Origin of the sequence: Pseudomonas sp. B21-040 (assembly GCF_024748695.1) — a bacterium.
Classification (GTDB): Bacteria; Pseudomonadota; Gammaproteobacteria; order Pseudomonadales; family Pseudomonadaceae; genus Aquipseudomonas.
In genome coordinates, this window is record NZ_CP087176.1 from 4,552,413 (window position 1) to 4,569,771 (window position 17,359).

Below are 17,359 nucleotides of genomic sequence, written 5' to 3' on the forward strand. Positions count from 1 at the left end.
GGGCGGCGTTCCGACGTTGAAGTCACCTCGCTCTATCAGAAGCCGACGCTGGCCTGCACAAAGAACGTACGCGGCGCTCCGACGTACATCCCCGAGTTGTTGTCGCTGGAGCGAGTGAAGTACTGCTTGTCGAAGATGTTTTTCACCCCCGCCGCCAGTTTCAGGTTTGACAACTGCGCACCGAAGTCATACCCGCCGCGCGCGTTCCAGGTCACGTAACCCGGAATGTCGCCGAACTGGCCGTCCGCAGTCCCTTCGGTGATGTAATTGCCGTTGAAACTGCCATCGGCGTTCACGCCTGTACCCGGCGAGCGCTGCTTGGACTGGGCAAACGCATCGAGGTTGTAAGTCCAGCGATTGATGTCGTAACGCAACCCGGCGGTGGCCACCTGGCGCGAATAGAACGGCAGGTCACGGCCCTTGAAGCCCGGAATCTCACCCTCATACGTCGCGCGGGTGTAAGTGAAACCGGCGTTGGCCGTCAGGCCTTCCAGCATCGGGTTCAGCGCCGCCATGTTGTAATGCACCGACGTTTCAATGCCCTGATGCTTGGTCGCGCCGAGGTTGGTCCATCCCACATCGTTGCTGATGTATTGCAGTTCGTCGTCGAAGTCGATGTAGAACAGCGTCACTTCGCCGCCCCACACGTCATCGTTGTAGCGCGTACCGATTTCGTAGGTCTTGGCCTTTTCCGGCTCCAGGCCATTGGCCGGGTTGTCGCCAATGCCACCCTGGCCGAGCTGGAAATATTGCAGGCTGCCGAACGACGTTTCGTAGTTGGCGAACAGCTTCCACGCTTCGGACATGTGATACATCACGCTCAGGGCCGGCAGCGGCTCGTTGCTCTCGATGCTGCGGCTTTTCGCCGGTACACGCTTGCCGGCGGTGTCGAGCACGGCGCGGTCGTGCCAGTCAGTGCTGATGTGTTCAAAGCGAATACCCGGGGTCACGGTCCAGTTGCCGACATCAATCTTGTTGTCGACATACACCGAGTTGGCTTCGGTGCCACCGGTACGGTCCTGGAACACGTGGCCATCGGAGGTCTTGGTGATCACCGGCTGATTGTTCACCAACGCCACGCGGCTCGATTCTTCGTGCATGGCTTCCTTCAGGTAGCGATAGCCGACGCTGACTTCCTGAGTGGTCGGGCCCACATCAAACACATGGGACACCCGTGGCTCGATGCCGTACGTGTAGTAAGTGCGCGGGTACGAGCTGAGGGTTTTCTGGTCGCGGGCGGCGATGTTGCTGCCCCGAAAACTGTCGGTGTAATACGTCAGCACTTCGGCCTGGGTGCGGTCGTCGATCTGCCGCGCCCAGCGAAAGGACACATCTTTACGACGGCCGCTGAAATTGTCGTGGTCACGGTCGGACTGGAACGGATCGGCGTCGTACTGCGCCTGGGTCAGGCCGCCGGGCATGTCGGCGCTGGCGTCGTAGTAGTGAAAATTGAGGCTGAAATCGTCGACATCGGTGGGTGCCCAATGGGTCTTGAGGATCACGTCGTCGATGTCGTTGCCGTTGTTGCTTTCGCGGTAACCGTTGCCGTTGACGCCGGAATACAACAGCGCCATGCCGATGCCGTTGTCCGCCGTGCCGCCGAGGAACGCGGTGTCGATGTGTTTCCAGCCACCGTACTGGGACGTTTCCAGGGTGGTGCCGATTTCACCAGTGGCCTTTTCCGGGATGGCGCGGGTGACGAAGTTGATCACGCCACCGACGTTCTGTGGCCCGTAACGTACCGAACCGGCGCCGCGTACCACGTCGATGCTGTCGAGGTTGCCTGAGGAAATCGGCGCCATCGACAGTTGCGGCTGGCCATAGGGGGCGAACGCGGCGGGGACGCCGTCGATCAGCACCGTGGAGCGTGGCGACAGGCGCGATGTCAGGCCGCGCACGCCGACGTTCAGGGAAATATCACTGCCGCCGGTGCCGTTGGCGTCCTGCACTTGCACGCCGGGAACGCGTTTGAGCACGTCGCCAACGTTCATCGCGCCCTGCTCGATCATCGCTTCGCGGCGCACCACCGTCCGCGCGCCAGGGTGGTTCTGCACCAGGGCGGCATCGGCATTATCAAGCCAGTCGCCGACCACTTTGATGTCGGTCACGCCCAGTTCGATCGGGCCATTGGCGGCGGAAGTCGGTGCTGGCATCAGCGTGACCGAGCCTTCATCGATCTGGTATTGCAGACCGCTGCCTTGCAGCAATTGACGCAAGGCTTCTTCAGGCGAGAAGTTGCCGTCCACCGCCGGGGCTGTTTTGCCGGCCACCAGTTCTGGACTGAAAAAAACCTGCAGCGAGGTTTGCTGACCCAGTTCACTCAAGGCCTCGCCCAACGGCTGGGCCGGAATGCGGATGGCGTCAGCGGCGAATGCCTGAGGCAGCGCCGAGCTGATGGCCAGGGCAAGCGCGAGCCGCAGCCAAGGGGAATTGTTGTTTTTAGCGGTGGTTTTCTTCACGTCGAACAGTGTCCTGAGAATCGCAAGAGTGTGCGTCTGTTAATGCAAACCAGTTGCAGTTGGACAAGAAGACGATGAACTCAAAAAAAACCTGAATCGGTTTGGAAATTAATTGGAAATTATTTCCTGACTGCCGTCATCGAGCGTGCGCACGGCCACCGGCAGGATGCTCGGCAAGGCCTTGAGCAGTGCATCGGTGTTGTCGGATTTGAACACGCTGGTCAGGCGCAAATTGCCCACTTTATCGTTGCCGACCGTGAGGGGGTTGGCCCGGTAGCGCGACACTTCGGCAACCACCTCGCTGAGGCTGGCGTTGTTGAACACCAGTTTGCCGCTGCGCCATGCGGTCAGTTCCTCGGGATTGATCGCATAGGCGGCTGCGACCACCCCTTGCGCATCGATGCGGGTACCGAGGCCGGCAGTGACGGTGATGAAATCAGCGCCCTGCCCCTGAACCTTGACCGTGCCCTGCTCCACCGCCACCCGGGTTTGCGTGGGGTCGCGACGTACATCGAAACGCGTACCGGTGACCGTGACCTTGCCGTTGCCGGCCTCGACCACAAACGGCCGGCCGGTGTCATGTTCAACGCTGAACATGGCCTCGCCTTCCGTCAATTCGATGGCCCGACGATTCTTTTCATAGCGCACCTGCACGCGGCTGCGGCTGTTCATGTCGATCACCGAACCGTCCGGCAAGGCCACATGACGACGCTCGCCCAGCGCCGTGGAATATTCCGCCGTATACGCTGGCGGATGATTCAAACCGCTGAACAATCCCAGCCCCAGTGCTACCGCGACGATGCTCGCCGCCACGGCATAACGCATCAGCGGCTGGCGTTTGCGGCGTGCTGGCGGGGTTTCGCACAAGGCTTGCAGGCGTTTGACCGGCAGCCTATCTGCAGCCGTCCACAAGCCCTGAAGAATCTTGAATTCGTCGCAGTGTTGAGGATGTTCGCTCAGCCAGGCTTCAAAGCGTTGGACCTCTTCGACGCCCATCGCCCGCTCCTGCAAACGCACAAACCAGCGCGCCGCCTCGTCGCGAACGGTTGTTTGCCCGCACGCACAATCACGAGTATCCATCATGGAAGTTCCTGTTTGGCTGGGGATGAGAATGCGCGGCCAGTCATGGGTACAGTCCGTCGAGGCGGTCGCGCAGATGCCGCAGGGTGCGGATCATATACTTTTCCACCATGTTCTTGGACAGGCCCAGGCGTTCGGCGATTTCAGCCTGGGTCAGGCCTTCGATCTTCTGCCACACGAATATTTTGCGGCAGTTGATCGGCAACTCGGTGAGCGCCCGTTCGATGGAATCAGCCAACTGAACCGCCTGCATGAAATGCTCCGGGTCGCCGGACGACGACACACTGTGATCATTCGCCTGCGACTCCATGGCGCCCCGCCGATCCTCACGCCGATAACCATCCACCGCGATGTTGCGCGCGGTCTGGTGCAAATAGGCCCGGGGTTGCTCCACCACCGCCGAATCGGACTCAAGCACCCGCACAAAGGTGTCGTGGGCCAGGTCCTCGGCCTGCTGACGATTTCTCAGGCGACGGGTCCAGGTGCCAACCAACTCTTCGTAATGCTCGAAAAAGCCGTGTCTGCGGGGCAGCTTGGGGGTCATTGCGGTGTGCTGTGGGGACGGAGGCGCGAATAGTAATGCTTCCTATTAACTGGAAGCAATGGATACTACGTCGCCAACGTCGCCGCCAGTCAGTCAAACCAACGGCCCCCATTGCAGGGGCCGTTGCCAATTACTCAATCAGTGCGCAATACACACCGACTTCAGCTCGGTATACGCCTCAATCACCGCACGACCAAACTCACGACCCATGCCCGATTGCTTGACGCCACCAAACGGCATGGCCGGGTCGAGCAGCACGTGGGCGTTGACCCACACCGTGCCGGCTTCGATGCGTGGCACCAGGTTCATGGCTTTGCCCAGGTCGTTGGTCCACAGGCTGGCGGCCAGGCCGTAGCGGTTGTCGTTGGCCAAGGCGATGACGGCATCTTCGTCGTCGAACGGCATTACGCCCAGCACGGGGCCGAACACTTCTTCACGGGCCACGGCCATGCTGTGGTCGATGTCGGCCAGAATGGTGGGCTGCACATAGAAGCCCTCGCCTTCCACCAACTCCCCGCCCGAGACCACGCGCGCGCCTTCACGGCGAGCCAGTTCGATGTGCTTGAGCACGCTTTGCTGTTGCTTGCGCGACACCAGTGGGTTGATCGCGGCATTGCAGTTCATGCCGGCACCGATCGGCATGGCCGATACCGCTGCGGCGAGCGCTTCGACGAATTGATCGTGGATCGAGCGGTGCACATAGAAGCGCGAAGCCGCCGCGCACACCTGGCCATTGTTCAGCAGGCCACCGAGGATCGCGCCCTGCACGGCTTTTTCGATGTCGGCATCAGCGAGCACTATCATCGGGTTTTTGCCGCCCAGTTCCAGCGAGAAGCGCGTCATGTTTTCCATGCACGCCACGCCGACGCTTTTGCCCACGGCAGTGGAACCGGTGAACGACACTTTGCTCACCAGCGGATGCGCGGTCAGCACGCCGCCCACCGAAGCACCGCCACCGGTGACGACGTTGAACACGCCGGCCGGGATGCCCGCTTCAAGGGCCAGTTCGGCCAGGCGCATGGCGGTCAGCGGGGTTTCCATTGCCGGCTTGATGATCACCGTGCAACCGGTGGCCAGCGCGGGCATCAGCTTCCAGGCCGCGATCAGCAGCGGGAAGTTCCACGGCACAATCCCGACCACCACACCCACTGGCTCACGCTTGGTGAACGCGGTGAACTTGGCGCCCGGTGGCAGCGGGATCGACACGTCAAAGGTCTGGCCTTCAATCTTGGTCGCCCAACCCGACATGTAGCGCATGAATTCCACGGTGGCGTTCAAGTCCAGCGCGCGGGCCATGTTGATCGACTTGCCCTGGCTCAGGGTCTCCAGCTGCGCCAGTTCTTCGGCGTGCGCTTCTACCAGTGCGGTGAAGTTCAGCAGGATGCGTTCGCGGTCCGCCGGGCGCAGTGCCGACCAGACGCCGGATTTGAACGCCTTGTGCGACGACTGCACGGCTTGCTCGACGAGTTCCAGCGGCGCGTCCAGGGTTTCGCACAGGGTTTGCCCGGTGGCCGGGTTGACCACGGCGATTTGCGGGCCGTCGGCCAACACCCAATGGCCGTCAATGAAGCAGCCATGGCGGCGTTCAAGGAAGGCAGCAACCTGCGGCAGAATTTCAACGTTGCTCATAATTCACCTGTCATTCAAACGTGTGGTTCAGCCTGGAAGTCCGGCTGATTAGCGTTGTTCTTTGAGATAGCAAACGACCGCCTGGCGATCATCGGCGGAGGCCAGCCCCATGTAGGGCATGTAGGTCCCGGGCACATAGGCCTGGGGTTGGGTGATCAGTTGGCTGATGGTTTCGGCTTGCCAGGTCACGTCCTTGCTGCGCATGGCCTGGGAGTAGCTGAAGCCTTCGAGCGAGCCGGATTTGCGTCCGACCACACCCGACAGGTTCGGCCCCATCATGCCGGCCATGCCCTTGCTCACCGAATGGCAAACCCCGCATTCATTGGCGAACACCTGGGCGCCATGGGCTTGATCCGGCGCGCAGTCGGCGGCCACGACGGTTTGCGCCAGCGCCAGTGTCAGCAAACCAATGAGCGAGCATTTGTGTGAAGTGAACATAAGAAGCGACCTTGAAAATCCGTGGGGGAAGCAACAGCAGGGTTGAAACGGATTGTCAGCGCTGACTCACGCACAGGTTTTGCCCTGCGTGCCAGTCGTGTTGGCCCGGCTGCCAAACCACGCTTTTTGGCAAGCACAGGCAACTCTTTGGCAACCACACAAAAGGCCGAAAAAGTTCCTCGCCTTAGTATCGAAACAGACCTCAACCCTGTGGTCATGAACAAGAATGGATGCCACACCATGCTCAAGTCCCCCTTGCTTCGTCTTTCGACGCTCGCGCTGATGATCAGCGCCACCCAGGCTCATGCCTACGAACTCTATGCCGATGACGACAGTCATTTGAACGCCACCCTGGAAGCCGTCTTCGGCGCGTTCCACAGCCAGGAAAACTACGCGCTGTCGGGTCGTCTCAGTGAAGGCTCTTCTTCATGGCAAGAGGGCTACATCAAATACGGCCTGAGCTTCGACCAGGCCCTGGGCGGTGTCGGCACCGCTTACGGCGCCGGCAACATGCTCAGCTCCGGCACCTGGGGTGATGGCGATGCCGCCGGTTTCACCGACGGCTCGGAACGCACCACCAAGTTCGAAGACGCCTACCTCGGCTGGCGCTCGGGCAAGTTGTTCGAAGCGATGGGTGATGACGGCGTCGACCTGTCCTTCGGTCGCCAGAACATCGTGGTCGGCGATGGTTTCCTGATTGATGGCGACGCGCTGAACATCGGCAAAGGTCTGGCCGACGGTGAGTTCAACCGCGGCGGCGCCTACTACCTGGCCGCGCGTAAAGCCTTCGACGAAACCGCCGTGCTGCGCCTCGGTGGCAAGCAAGGCTGGCGCAGCGACTTGATGTGGTTGAAGTCGGATAACCGCGCCCAGGCCAAGACCGAAATGTACGTCGGCACCCTTGAGCACGTGGCCGAAGCAGGCACCGTCGGCCTGACCTACATCGACACCACCGATGTCGACGAGCAATTCGCGTCCCCGTTGCAAGCTGAACGCGACGGCATGAAGACCTACAGCCTGCGCGCGACCGGCAATGCCGGGGTGAAAAACCTGTTCCTGTCCGGTGAATACGCCGAGCAGGACAAACCGCACACCGGCAACGAAGACGCCTGGTACCTGGAAGCGGGATGGACCTTTTCCGACGCCCTCTGGACGCCGTATGTCAGCTACCGCTACAGCCGCTTCTCGGAAAATTACGACACGTTGTTCTACGGTTTCAGCCGCGGCTATGGCACTTGGTTCCAGGGTGAAGTGGCCGGTAACTATGCCGGGCCGTTCAACAGCAACTCGCGCATCCAGAACGTTTCCATGAAGGTTTCGCCACTGGAGAACCTCAACGTCGGCGTGATGTATTTCAACTACGACACCATCGATCGCAACCTCGGCAACACCGATGGCCACGAAGTCGACCTGTACGCCGAATGGCACGTCAACGACCACCTGACGGTGATGCCGCTGGTTGGTATCTACCAGCCGGACAAGAGCGCCGAACAGGGTGGCACCCAGCTGGGCAACAACGACCAGAACGTCTACAGCCAAGTGGTGTTCGCCACTTCGTTCTAAGTCTGTAAGCCCAACACGATCCCTGTAGCAGCTGGCGAAGCCTGCGTCCGGCTGCGCAGCAGTCGCCAAGACAGACAATGCGGCATGTCAGGAAGGCCCCGCATTCAAGTTTTACGACTGCTTCGCAGCCGGACGCAGGCTTCGCCAGCTGCTACAGGGAACGGGTTGAGGCAAACATTGTTCTTCAACGGAAACGGAGTTTCCAATGCGCTCAAGATTTCTGACGATTCAGAGCAAAATCGCCCTGCTCGCCGGCCTCTGCCTGTTGTTGGTGGTGGGTTTGTTGATGGGGTTGTCGCTGTACCAAACCCATCAAAGCAGCCAGCAAGTGGCCCAGGCCAGCAGCGACATGCTCGCCAACGCGGCCAGGGAACACATGCAAGCGCTGGGCACCGTGCAGGCGATGCAGGTGCAACGCACCTTCATGCAGACTCACGAATATGGCCAAGGGTTGTCGCGGTATTTGCTCTACCTCCGGCAGCTGCAACAGCAGGGTCATCTGACCCGCTCGCAACTGCGCCAGGAGCTGAGCACCCAGCTTCATCAAGCCCTGATCGACAAGCCCGACCTGCTCGGGCTTTATGTCATTTTCGAACCCGATGCCCTCGACGGTGCCGACGCCGGTTTCACCGACCAGGCCGCCATGGGCAGCAACGAAACCGGGCGCTTCTCCCTCTACTGGGTGCAAAGCAAACCCGGCGAACTGCAAGCGGTGATCGGCGATGAATCATTGCTGGCCAACACCTCACCCGGCCCCAGCGGCGCACCGTACAACGCGTTCTACACCTGCGCCCGCGACACCCGTCAGGCCTGTGTACTCGAACCCTATTTCGATGAAGCCTCCGGTAGCCGCAAACTGGTGACCAGCGTCGCGTTCCCGCTGATGGACAACGGCAAAGTCATCGCCGTGGTCGGCCTCGACATCAACCTCGCCGCCCTGCAACAGAACAGCGAAGCCAGCGCCCATCAACTGTTCGACGGCCATGGGCAGATCAGCATCGTCAGCCCGCGTGGCGTGATCTCGGCCAACAGCCAGGACGTCAGCCGCCTCGGGCAACCGTTGGACAATGCCGAGGTGATCGACGCCTTGCGTCAGGGGCAACCGAAGGTCTTTATCGATCAGCAACAAATCAAAGTCCTCGAACCGTTGGCACCGATTGCCGGCGCCGCGCCGTGGGGTGTATTGGTGGGTGTGCCGCAAGACGTGCTGTTGGCGCCGGTGACCACGCTGCAAAAAGAACTTGATGCCCAAGGCGTGCAAAGCACCGCACTCGAAATGCTGGTGGGTGGCGGCTCCGCCCTGCTCGGTTTGCTGTTGATCTGGTACACGGCGTTTCGCATCACCCGGCCACTGCAAGTGCTGACGCGGGTCATGGAAGATATCTCCCGAGGCGAAGGCGACCTGACGCGGCGTCTTGAGGTGCAGTCGCGGGATGAAATCGGCCAACTGGCGACTGCGTTCAACCGCTTTGTCGAACGCATTCACCAGTCAATTCGCGAGGTGTCTTTGGCAGCGATTGGCGTGAATGAAGTGGCCAAGCGTGTGCTGCTCGCCTCCAATTCGTCGATGAGCAACTTCGACGAACAATCGACCCGCACCAACAGCGTCGCCGCCGCGATCAACCAACTGGGTGCCGCCGCGCAGGAGATCGCACATAACGCGTCCGATGCTTCACAGAAGGCGTCCGTCGCACGGGAACAAGCCGAGGATGGCCGGCAAGTGGTGGAGCGCACGATTGAACTGATGAACGAATTGTCCGGAAAAATCAGCGCCTCGTGCGTCAACATCGAAGTGCTGAACGGCAAAACCGTGAACATCGGGCAGATCCTCGAAGTGATCAAAGGCATCTCGCAGCAGACCAACCTGCTGGCGCTCAACGCCGCGATCGAGGCAGCACGCGCCGGTGAAGCCGGTCGCGGGTTTGCGGTGGTCGCCGACGAAGTGCGTAGCCTGGCCGGACGCACCCAGACGTCCGCGGCGGAGATTCAGCAGATGATCGAAGAACTGCAAATCGGCGCCCGCGACTCGGTCACCACCATGACTGAGAGCCAGCAGCACAGCGAAGAAAGCGTCAACATCGCCAACCTCGCCGGCAAGCGCTTGGGCAGCGTGACGCAGCGCATCGGTGAGATCGACAACGTTAACCAATCAGTCGCCGCTGCTACGGAAGAGCAGACGTCAGTGGTCGAGGCGTTGAATGTCGACATCACCGAAATCAACACTTTGAACCAGCAAGGCGTGGAAAACCTGCACTCGACGTTGCAGGCTTGTACCGAGCTGGAGCGGCAGGCGGATCGGTTGAATCAGCTTGTTGGTAGTTTTCGGATCTGAGATTGATGTTGCCTGACACATCGCCATCGCGGGCAAGCTCGCTCCCACAGGTTTTGAGGTCATCACAAAATGACTGAACACTACAAAACCTGTGGGAGCGTGGCTTGCCCGCGATGAACGATGACACGGTCTCAGCCTATGACTTCGGCACCTCAACGTTATCCATCATCCGGTTCGCCGCCAATTCCGCCAGCATGATGATCTGCTGAATCGCCATCGCCGTGTGCCGATGCGGTCCTTCCAGGTACCCCGCGAAATCGCTGGCCATGACACTGGCCTGGGCCAATGACTCACAGGTATGGGCGAGCAGGTCTTCGTCTCTGATATTCGGTGCGAGCATGAACATTGTGCTGGGTTTGCGGGTAGCGGGGGATTTGAGGGCCGCGGGGTTGAGGTAGTGATTCAGCGCGCGCTCGGCGGCTTCGTGGAGTTTTTTTGAATCGACTGATTCGTAGGGGGATGCCGGATCTGTGTCTGGCGGATTTGGCGTTACCTTGAACATATTATGCGTTCCTGATTGGGCAGCCACGCCTCGCTACTAATACGAGGGGTGGCGGCTGTACGCAGGTTAGTAGACCGGGGAACGAATAGAAGACCGGCGCGCCCGAGGGCGCCCTGCGAACAGCCACCATCAAATGCAGGCAATGAAATACCTGTCTGACAGACGCCTGACGCACTACTCGAACCTCGGGCTACTAAACCCGATCACTGGGAATCAGTGACGGGAATCAAGTTACCGAGGGCGTCCAAAGCGCACAAGCCGGCGGATTCTGGCGTAGTCGTAGGTAATGGCGCAAGGTGCTGTGGCTTTCAGGAAGTAACCTTAAACGCCGTTAAACATGTGCTTCGATTTGAGGGCGCCATCGCGGGCAAGCCCGCGATGAACGATAACGCGATCCCCCTGCCCTCCACCCAACCAAATCTGGCATCCACAAACAACCGGATGGCATCCACGCAAACAAGCCCCACCACCACCCCCGCGTAGTATCAAAACCGATCCCTTTTCTAACCCCCAAAAACAATAAATCGACCCCAGGGTCGCGGGAGACGCTTGTGCTTAAGAAAAGTGCGTTGGGCTGGCCAAAGATTGCCGGCCTCGGAATTGCGTTGGTGGTGGCCGGGCAGTTTTCCGGCTGGAACTTCGGGTTGATGGCCGGCGGTTGGCTGAACATGCTGATCGCCACCTTGTTGATGGCCTTGCTGTGCGGCGGTCTGGCGTTGTGTGTGGCGGAGCTGTCCACCGCGTTGCCAAGTGCCGGCGGTGTATTCGTCTATGCGCAAAACGCTTTCGGACCGTTCGTGGGTTACCTGGTCGGCGTCGCTTGCGCGCTGGCACTGACCATCGGCACCGGCGCGGCGGCGACGTTTATTTGCGCCTACACCGAGTCGATGTTCGGCCTCGGTGGCTGGCCGGTCAAAATCGCCCTGTTCGCGATCATCATCGGCATCCACATGCGCGGCGTCGGTGAGGCCATGGGCCTGACCATGATTGCCGGCGTGATCGCGGTCGTCGCCCTGCTGACCTTTGGCGTGGCCATGGCACCGCATGTCGAATTGACCAACCTGCTGACAATGCCGGCGGCAATCGCTGGGCCGTCGATTAGCCTGGGCGGTATTTTCGCCTGTGTGCCGTTCGCGATCTGGTTGTTCATCACCGTCGAGCAGACCGGCTCGGCCGCCGAAGAAGCGCAAAACCCCGGGCGCAGCATGCCACGCGGAATTCTTGCCGCCATCGCCACGTTGCTGGTGACCGCATTGGTGGTGCTGGTGTGCGCACCGGGCGCCGGTGGCGTTGAGTTGGTCGGTTCGGCAGGCGACCCGCTGTACGCCGCGATGACCAGCACCAATGTCTACGGCGACGCTTCGTGGCTGGCCAAGGTGATTGGCTGCGGCGCGGTGTTCGGTTTGATCGCGACCTTCTTCTCGCTGATCTACGCCGCCTCGCGACAACTGTTTGCCATGGCCCGCGACGGCTTGTTCCCGCAGTGGTTGGGCAAAACCGGCAAGCGCGGCACGCCGTTCCCGGCACTGCTGTTGATCGGCGCCATCGGCCTGCCGTTGTCCGCCGTCGACCCGGCCACAGTGATGCTCGCGGTCGTGCTGCTGCTCAACGTTTGCTACCTGTTCATTTTCGGCGCCTACCTGCGCATCAAAAGCAGTCAACCGGACCTGCCACGGCCGTTTTGCCTGGCCGGCGGCAAAGTGATCGCCTGGCTGGGCCTGGCCCTGACGCTGCTGGTGATCGCTGCCTGCTTCCAGCTCGACATGCTGATGCTGATCGCCCTCGCGGTGACCTTCGTGCTGAGCATTTTCAACTTCCTGCTGCGTGCCCGTCTGCAAGGCAACGCGCCACTGATCGAGACCCCAGACCATGCCTGAAGACACGCTCTTGCAGCGCCGCCATCGCGTACTCGGCAGCGCTTCCCCTTTGTTCTACGACAAGCCCTTGCACCTGGTGCGCGGCGAAGGCGTCTGGCTGTATGACGTCGATGGCCAGCGCTACCTCGACGTCTACAACAACGTGCCCTGCGTCGGCCATTGCAACCCGCACGTGGTGGCGGCCATGCACCGCCAGGCCGAAACGCTGAACATCCACACGCGTTATCTGGATGAGCAAATCGTGCGCTACGCCGAGCGCCTGACCGCAACCTTCAGCGACCCGCTGGACACCGCGATGTTCACCTGCACCGGCAGCGAAGCCAATGAGCTGGCGTTGCGCCTGGCACGCTTCGCCAGCGGCGGCACCGGCATTATCGTCAGCGATTACAACTACCACGGTAACTCGGCGTCGCTGGCCGAAGTCACCACCGCGTTACCGTCACCGGAACCGTTCGGCGCGCATGCCCGCGCCGTGCCGATCCCGTGTCTTTATCACGCGCCCGCTGGCACCACTGAAGCGCAATTGGCGGAGCAATATGCCGCCAACATCAAAGCCGCCATCGCCTCGATGCAAGCCCAAGGCATTCGCCCTGCCGCGTTGCTGATCGACACCTTGTTTGCCAACGAAGGCTTGCCACGGGTGCCGGCCGGTTTCGTCAAAAAAGCCGCTGAGCTGATCCGTGCGGCGGGCGGCTTGTTCATTGCCGACGAGGTGCAATCCGGGTTTGCGCGTACCGGCGAACACTTGTGGGGGCATCAGGCCCACGCCGTGGTGCCGGACATCGTTACCCTCGGCAAGCCGATGGGCAACGGTTATCCCCTGGCCGGGTTGATTACCCGCAAGGAGCTGGTCGAGTCGTTCGGTCGTAACGCGATGTACTTCAACACCTTCGGCGGCTCGCCAGTGGCGGCGGCGGTTGGCATGGCGGTACTCGATGTCATTGAAGAGCAACAGTTGCTGCGCAATGCGCACACCGTCGGCGCTTATGTACAACAACGCTTGCAGGTGCTCGCCAGCAAGCACTCGATCATTGGCGATGTGCGCGGCAAAGGGTTGTTCTTCGCCATGGAACTGGTGCGCGACCACGCCAGCAAAGAGCCCGCCGGGCTGGAGGCGCGGCGGGTGGTCAACCACATGCGTGAGCTGGGGGTGCTGATCAGCAAGATCGGCGCCGGCGACAACATTCTCAAACTACGGCCGCCGCTGGTGTTCAACCGCGAGCACGCCGACCTCTTCGTCGACACGCTGGACACCGCCCTGAGCGCTATCTGAGGCCATGCCATGACTGATTTCCACACCCTGAGCCACGACCAGCAAGTCGCCAAACTGCACGATCTGGCCCGGCACGCCCTGCAACAGTGGGACGGCGCCTTTGCCGAGATCGAACTGGTGAAATTCCGCGAGAACGCGGTGTTCTCGGCGCGCCGTGAGGACGGCCAACGGGTCGCCTTGCGCATCCACCGCAACGGCTATCACTGCGAAGCGGCGCTGCGTTCGGAGCTGCAATGGATGGAAGCGCTGGCCACGGCCGGCATTACCGTGCCGCAGATCATCCGCGCGCAAAACCAGCGCCACCTGGTCGAAGTGCTGCATGCCGACATCGGCGAACCGCGCCACGTCGACATGCTCGCCTGGCTGCCCGGCGCCACGGCGGGCACCTCTGAAGCGGGCGTGCAGGCGGACACCGAAATCGACTTTCTGTTTGCCGAAGCCGGCGCGCTCGCCGCGCGTATTCATTTGCACGCGGCGGATTGGCAACAGCCGGACGAGTTTGTCCGGCATGCCTGGGATGAGGATGGCTTGATCGGCGCCAATCCGTTCTGGGGGCGGTTCTGGGACCTGGAACAGCTCAGCGTCGATCAACGTGAACTGCTGCAACAGGCCCGCCGCCGTGCGCGCAGCGACTTGCGTCGATACGGTCGACAGCTGGGCAACTTCGGCATGATCCACGCTGACCTGGTGCCAGAGAACCTGCTGATCGAGGGCGCAAACTTGCGCCTGATCGACTTCGACGATGCGGGTTTTGGCTGGCACATGTTTGAGTTGGCGACGGCACTGTACTTCTGCCTGGACGACCCGCGTTATGAGCAGATCAAAGCGGCGCTGCTGAAGGGGTATCACGCAGTCAAACCGCTGACGGATGCCGACCGGGAGACGCTGGCGCTGTTTCTGATGCTGCGCGGCACGACGTACCTGGGCTGGATTCATACCCGCAAAGGCACACCGACCGCGATCGAAATGGCACCGATGTTGATTGATCGGGCTTGCTTGTTGGCTCGGGAGTATCTGCAACAGGTGCGGTGACTGTTAGTCCGCCATCGCGGGCAAGCCCGCTCCCACAGTGGTCAGCGTGAACACCAAATTTGTGTATTGCGCAAAACCCTGTGGGAGCGTGGCTTGCCCGCGATGAACGATAACGCGGTGTATCAGCAATGCGCCCCGGCATGCTCAAGGCGATGAAACAACCGGTTGAAGTACACCAGGCTGTCCCTCTCCCCGCGCACACCGACATTCGACAGCTCAACAAACATCACCGAATGCGACCCGACTTCCTTGCATTCGGTGATCCGTCCTTCCAGCTGCACCAACGCATCGCGCAGCAACGGCACGCCGGTGTCGCCTTCGTCCCACAGGTCCCAGGCAAAACGTTCGGCCATCGACACTTTGGTCATGCCGGCGAAGTGTCGGGCCAGCTCTTCCTGCTCGCCACACAGCACGTTGACGCACAAGTGGCCGTTGGTGCGGAACACATCGTGGGTGGCGCTGTTGCGGTTCACACAGACCAGCACGGTCGGTGGCGAATCGGTGACCGAGCACACGGCGCTGGCGGTGATGCCGCATTGTCCGCCGGGGCCGTTGGTGGTGATGATGTTCACCGCAGCAGGCAGCTGCGCCATGGCGTTGCGAAAGTCGATTTGCTGCTGGCTCAGGTCGGCCATGTCGATGCCCCTTCCTTCAGGAGGACCGTCGTTGCGCGGCCCCTTGTTGTTGGAACAAGATTAAGGCCCGGCGCGGCGCGCGACCATTCTGACGATCCCCATGGCGAGGTAGGCTTTCCGCTAGTCGACTAGGTGGTTTCTTTATCGTCAGGGCCCACGGCAGTGGGTATTCTGCTACTAAGCTCAGTGATGAGCTGATGTCCGCCGCAGCGTGCACGCGTGCGAAAACAATAATTAGAAATTCTCGTGGCAGTCCCAGATGGAAACCCGCAAACCGATTGTGTATATCGTCGATGACGACAAAGACCTGCGCACCTCATTGGCGTGGTTGCTGGAGTCGGTCAGTGTGCAGGCGCAATGCTTTGCCGGCGCTGAAGAGTTCCTGAGCCAGTACGACCCCAAGCAACCGGCGTGCCTGGTGCTGGACGTGCGCATGCCGGAAACCAGCGGCTTTCAGTTGCAAGAAATCCTCAACCAGCGCGGCAGCACCCTGCCGACGATTTTCGTGTCGGCCCATGGCGATATTCCGATGTCGGTCACGGCGATGAAAAACGGAGCGCTGGATTTCGTCGAGAAGCCCTACAACCCGCAGCAGATGATCGACCGCATTCAGGCGGCGCTGAAGACCGCCGTGCATGCCCAGGCCGATCAGGAGCAACGTCAGAACCTGCAAGGCAAACTGGCGCTGCTGACCAGCCGGGAACGGGAAGTGTTGATGCTGGTGATCGATGGCAAGGCCAGCAAGGTAATCGCCCGCGAGCTGAACATCAGCGTCAAAACCGTTGATGTGCACCGCACCAAGATCAAGGAAAAGATGGGCGTGACCAGCATTGCGATGCTGGTGCGCGAGGTGTTGCATTTGCCGGTGGATGAACCTGCCCGGCACTGACCTTAATCTTCGGCGGTCTTCAGGCCGCCATCGCGGGCAAGCCCGCTCCCACAGTTGATTTGTGGCGTTCACAAAATCACTGTGGGAGCGGGCTTGCCCGCGATGAGGTCGTCACAATTAGTCAGTGACTGTAGCGCTTGCGATATTCACCTGGTGACACGCCAAAGCGCGACTTGAACGCTGAGGAAAAGTAGCTCGAATCCGAGAATCCCCACGCGTAGCACAGCGCCGACAGCTTCTGCTCGACATCCGAACGGCGCAGGTTTTCGGCGCAGAAATCCAGGCGTCGATGCTTGATGTATTGCGCCACCACCAGACCACGCTTGGAAAACATCCGGTACAGCCCGCGCACCGAAATCCCCACCTCACGGGCAATCAGCTCCGGGCACAGTTCTTCAGCACTGATGTGCTCGTCGATGTAAGCGATGGTTTTACGAAATTGCCGCTCGTGGGCATCCACGCTGGCGTCGCGAGCGCTGATACCCGGCAACAACAGGCTGACCAGCGCGTCGAGCACCGCTTCGCTTTCCTGCATGTCCAGGCTTTGATGCTGCCGCGTTTCCAGGACCATGCGGTTGGCCAGCGCAGCCAGTGGCGTGGTGGCCGCAATGCGCGTGGCGCAGTTGAGCGCGTTGAAGTGCGAACCGCGCTGCACCACCTGGCGCGGCAAAATCAGTGACAACTGCCGGGAGTCTTCGTTGTAGGTCATGTCACTGGGTTGGCAGGCGTCGATCAGCGCAATGTCACCACAGCCCAATTGGGCGCGGTTGTCACCCTGTTCGAGTTGCGAGCTGCCGCGCAGTTGGAACACTGCGTAGTAGTGGCCGTCGCTGCTGGTGCTGACGTCTTTGCTGGTGCGATACAAATGCACGTGGGCCATGTCGACCACGCTGAGGTTGATCGCGCCGCTGCGAAACTCCGCCAGTTCACCGTAGAAATTCGTGTCCAGTGCGCGGGCGTCGAAGCGCCCACAGGCCTGATTGACCTGACTTAACCAACTTTCAAATGCATCGTTGCGCAGTGCCGATGAAGTAATCATGACCGCAAGGCCTCACGTCAGTTTTATTGTTATTTTTCGACCGCTTCGTCGAGCGGTTCGATGAATA

General features: G+C 60.8%; 13 protein-coding genes and 2 pseudogenes. 7 read left to right on the plus strand and 8 right to left on the minus strand.

What is annotated here, in order from left to right; all coding sequences use genetic code 11:
* Window positions 1-35: 35 nt before the first annotated feature.
* The 5 genes from LOY55_RS20845 to LOY55_RS20865 form a co-directional block, all read right to left on the minus strand.
* Window positions 36-2,459: a TonB-dependent receptor gene (locus tag LOY55_RS20845; RefSeq protein ID WP_223522658.1), complete on the minus strand. Its 2,424-nt coding sequence runs from the start codon at window positions 2,457-2,459 to the stop codon at window positions 36-38.
* 108 nt (window positions 2,460-2,567) lie between these two features.
* Entirely contained in the window at window positions 2,568-3,542 is a 975-nt protein-coding gene (locus LOY55_RS20850) for a FecR family protein (RefSeq protein ID WP_223522657.1), read from the minus strand.
* Window positions 3,543-3,582: 40 nt separating this feature from the next.
* Window positions 3,583-4,083, minus strand: coding sequence for a sigma-70 family RNA polymerase sigma factor (locus LOY55_RS20855; protein ID WP_046032725.1), 501 nt, complete (start codon window positions 4,081-4,083; stop codon window positions 3,583-3,585).
* A 138-nt stretch (window positions 4,084-4,221) separates the two neighbouring features.
* Window positions 4,222-5,712 (minus strand): aldehyde dehydrogenase family protein, encoded by a 1,491-nt coding sequence (locus LOY55_RS20860; protein ID WP_223522656.1) that lies wholly within the window; start codon window positions 5,710-5,712, stop codon window positions 4,222-4,224.
* Window positions 5,713-5,760: 48 nt separating this feature from the next.
* Window positions 5,761-6,150 carry a cytochrome c family protein gene (locus tag LOY55_RS20865; RefSeq protein ID WP_077431742.1) on the minus strand — a complete coding sequence of 130 codons (390 nt, stop codon included), beginning with the start codon at window positions 6,148-6,150 and terminating at the stop codon, window positions 5,761-5,763.
* 240 nt (window positions 6,151-6,390) lie between these two features.
* Here LOY55_RS20865 and LOY55_RS20870 point away from each other — a divergent pair, with 240 nt between their 5' ends.
* The 3 genes and pseudogenes from LOY55_RS20870 to LOY55_RS31265 form a co-directional block, all read left to right on the plus strand.
* Window positions 6,391-7,713: a hypothetical protein gene (locus LOY55_RS20870; protein WP_109787251.1), complete on the plus strand. Its 1,323-nt coding sequence runs from the start codon at window positions 6,391-6,393 to the stop codon at window positions 7,711-7,713.
* Between the two features lie 424 nt (window positions 7,714-8,137).
* A pseudogene (locus LOY55_RS31260) lies at window positions 8,138-9,190 on the plus strand (HAMP domain-containing protein); the annotation flags it as partial.
* A gap of 258 nt (window positions 9,191-9,448) precedes the next feature.
* Window positions 9,449-10,045 (plus strand): annotated as a pseudogene (locus LOY55_RS31265) (methyl-accepting chemotaxis protein); the annotation flags it as partial.
* A gap of 136 nt (window positions 10,046-10,181) precedes the next feature.
* Here the strand turns inward: LOY55_RS31265 and LOY55_RS20880 are convergent.
* On the minus strand, window positions 10,182-10,547 hold the full coding sequence (locus LOY55_RS20880; RefSeq protein ID WP_223522654.1) for a DUF6124 family protein: 366 nt from the start codon (window positions 10,545-10,547) through the stop codon (window positions 10,182-10,184).
* Between the two features lie 551 nt (window positions 10,548-11,098).
* Here LOY55_RS20880 and LOY55_RS20885 point away from each other — a divergent pair.
* Genes LOY55_RS20885 through LOY55_RS20895 form a run of 3 tightly spaced genes read left to right on the plus strand, consistent with a single transcriptional unit; the run spans window position 11,099 to window position 14,729 of the window.
* The gene (locus LOY55_RS20885; protein WP_223522653.1) at window positions 11,099-12,424 is read left to right on the plus strand and encodes an amino acid permease; all 1,326 of its coding nucleotides are present in this window, start codon (window positions 11,099-11,101) and stop codon (window positions 12,422-12,424) included.
* On the plus strand, window positions 12,417-13,697 hold the full coding sequence (locus tag LOY55_RS20890; RefSeq protein ID WP_223522652.1) for an aspartate aminotransferase family protein: 1,281 nt from the start codon (window positions 12,417-12,419) through the stop codon (window positions 13,695-13,697). Before LOY55_RS20885 ends, LOY55_RS20890 begins: the two co-directional genes overlap by 8 nt.
* A 9-nt stretch (window positions 13,698-13,706) precedes the next feature.
* Window positions 13,707-14,729 (plus strand): phosphotransferase enzyme family protein, encoded by a 1,023-nt coding sequence (locus LOY55_RS20895; RefSeq protein WP_223522651.1) that lies wholly within the window; start codon window positions 13,707-13,709, stop codon window positions 14,727-14,729.
* 122 nt (window positions 14,730-14,851) lie between these two features.
* Here LOY55_RS20895 and hpaC read toward each other — a convergent pair whose 3' ends face one another.
* Window positions 14,852-15,364: a 4-hydroxyphenylacetate 3-monooxygenase, reductase component gene (hpaC, locus tag LOY55_RS20900; RefSeq protein ID WP_077431735.1), complete on the minus strand. Its 513-nt coding sequence runs from the start codon at window positions 15,362-15,364 to the stop codon at window positions 14,852-14,854.
* Between the two features lie 259 nt (window positions 15,365-15,623).
* On the opposite strand from hpaC, the gene LOY55_RS20905 reads away from it, so the two are divergent.
* Window positions 15,624-16,253 carry a response regulator transcription factor gene (locus LOY55_RS20905; protein WP_109787256.1) on the plus strand — a complete coding sequence of 210 codons (630 nt, stop codon included), beginning with the start codon at window positions 15,624-15,626 and terminating at the stop codon, window positions 16,251-16,253.
* A gap of 121 nt (window positions 16,254-16,374) precedes the next feature.
* On the opposite strand, the gene feaR is transcribed toward LOY55_RS20905, so the two are convergent.
* A complete protein-coding gene (gene feaR, locus LOY55_RS20910) occupies window positions 16,375-17,292 on the minus strand; it encodes a transcriptional regulator FeaR (RefSeq protein WP_077431734.1) in 918 nt (305 codons plus the stop codon).
* Window positions 17,293-17,359: the final 67 nt, after the last annotated feature.

Bases quoted from the DNA above. Each gene is read 5' to 3' on its own strand.
- LOY55_RS20850 (WP_223522657.1), bottom strand. From the start codon at position 3,542: ATGATGGATACTCGTGATTGTGCGTGCGGGCAAACAACCGTTCGCGAC.
- LOY55_RS20855 (WP_046032725.1), bottom strand. From the start codon at position 4,083: ATGACCCCCAAGCTGCCCCGCAGACACGGCTTTTTCGAGCATTACGAA.
- LOY55_RS20860 (WP_223522656.1), bottom strand. From the start codon at position 5,712: ATGAGCAACGTTGAAATTCTGCCGCAGGTTGCTGCCTTCCTTGAACGC.
- LOY55_RS20865 (WP_077431742.1), bottom strand. From the start codon at position 6,150: ATGTTCACTTCACACAAATGCTCGCTCATTGGTTTGCTGACACTGGCG.
- LOY55_RS20870 (WP_109787251.1), top strand. From the start codon at position 6,391: ATGCTCAAGTCCCCCTTGCTTCGTCTTTCGACGCTCGCGCTGATGATC.
- LOY55_RS20880 (WP_223522654.1), bottom strand. From the start codon at position 10,547: ATGTTCAAGGTAACGCCAAATCCGCCAGACACAGATCCGGCATCCCCC.
- LOY55_RS20890 (WP_223522652.1), top strand. From the start codon at position 12,417: ATGCCTGAAGACACGCTCTTGCAGCGCCGCCATCGCGTACTCGGCAGC.
- LOY55_RS20895 (WP_223522651.1), top strand. From the start codon at position 13,707: ATGACTGATTTCCACACCCTGAGCCACGACCAGCAAGTCGCCAAACTG.
- hpaC (WP_077431735.1), bottom strand. From the start codon at position 15,364: ATGGCCGACCTGAGCCAGCAGCAAATCGACTTTCGCAACGCCATGGCG.
- LOY55_RS20905 (WP_109787256.1), top strand. From the start codon at position 15,624: ATGGAAACCCGCAAACCGATTGTGTATATCGTCGATGACGACAAAGAC.
- feaR (WP_077431734.1), bottom strand. From the start codon at position 17,292: ATGATTACTTCATCGGCACTGCGCAACGATGCATTTGAAAGTTGGTTA.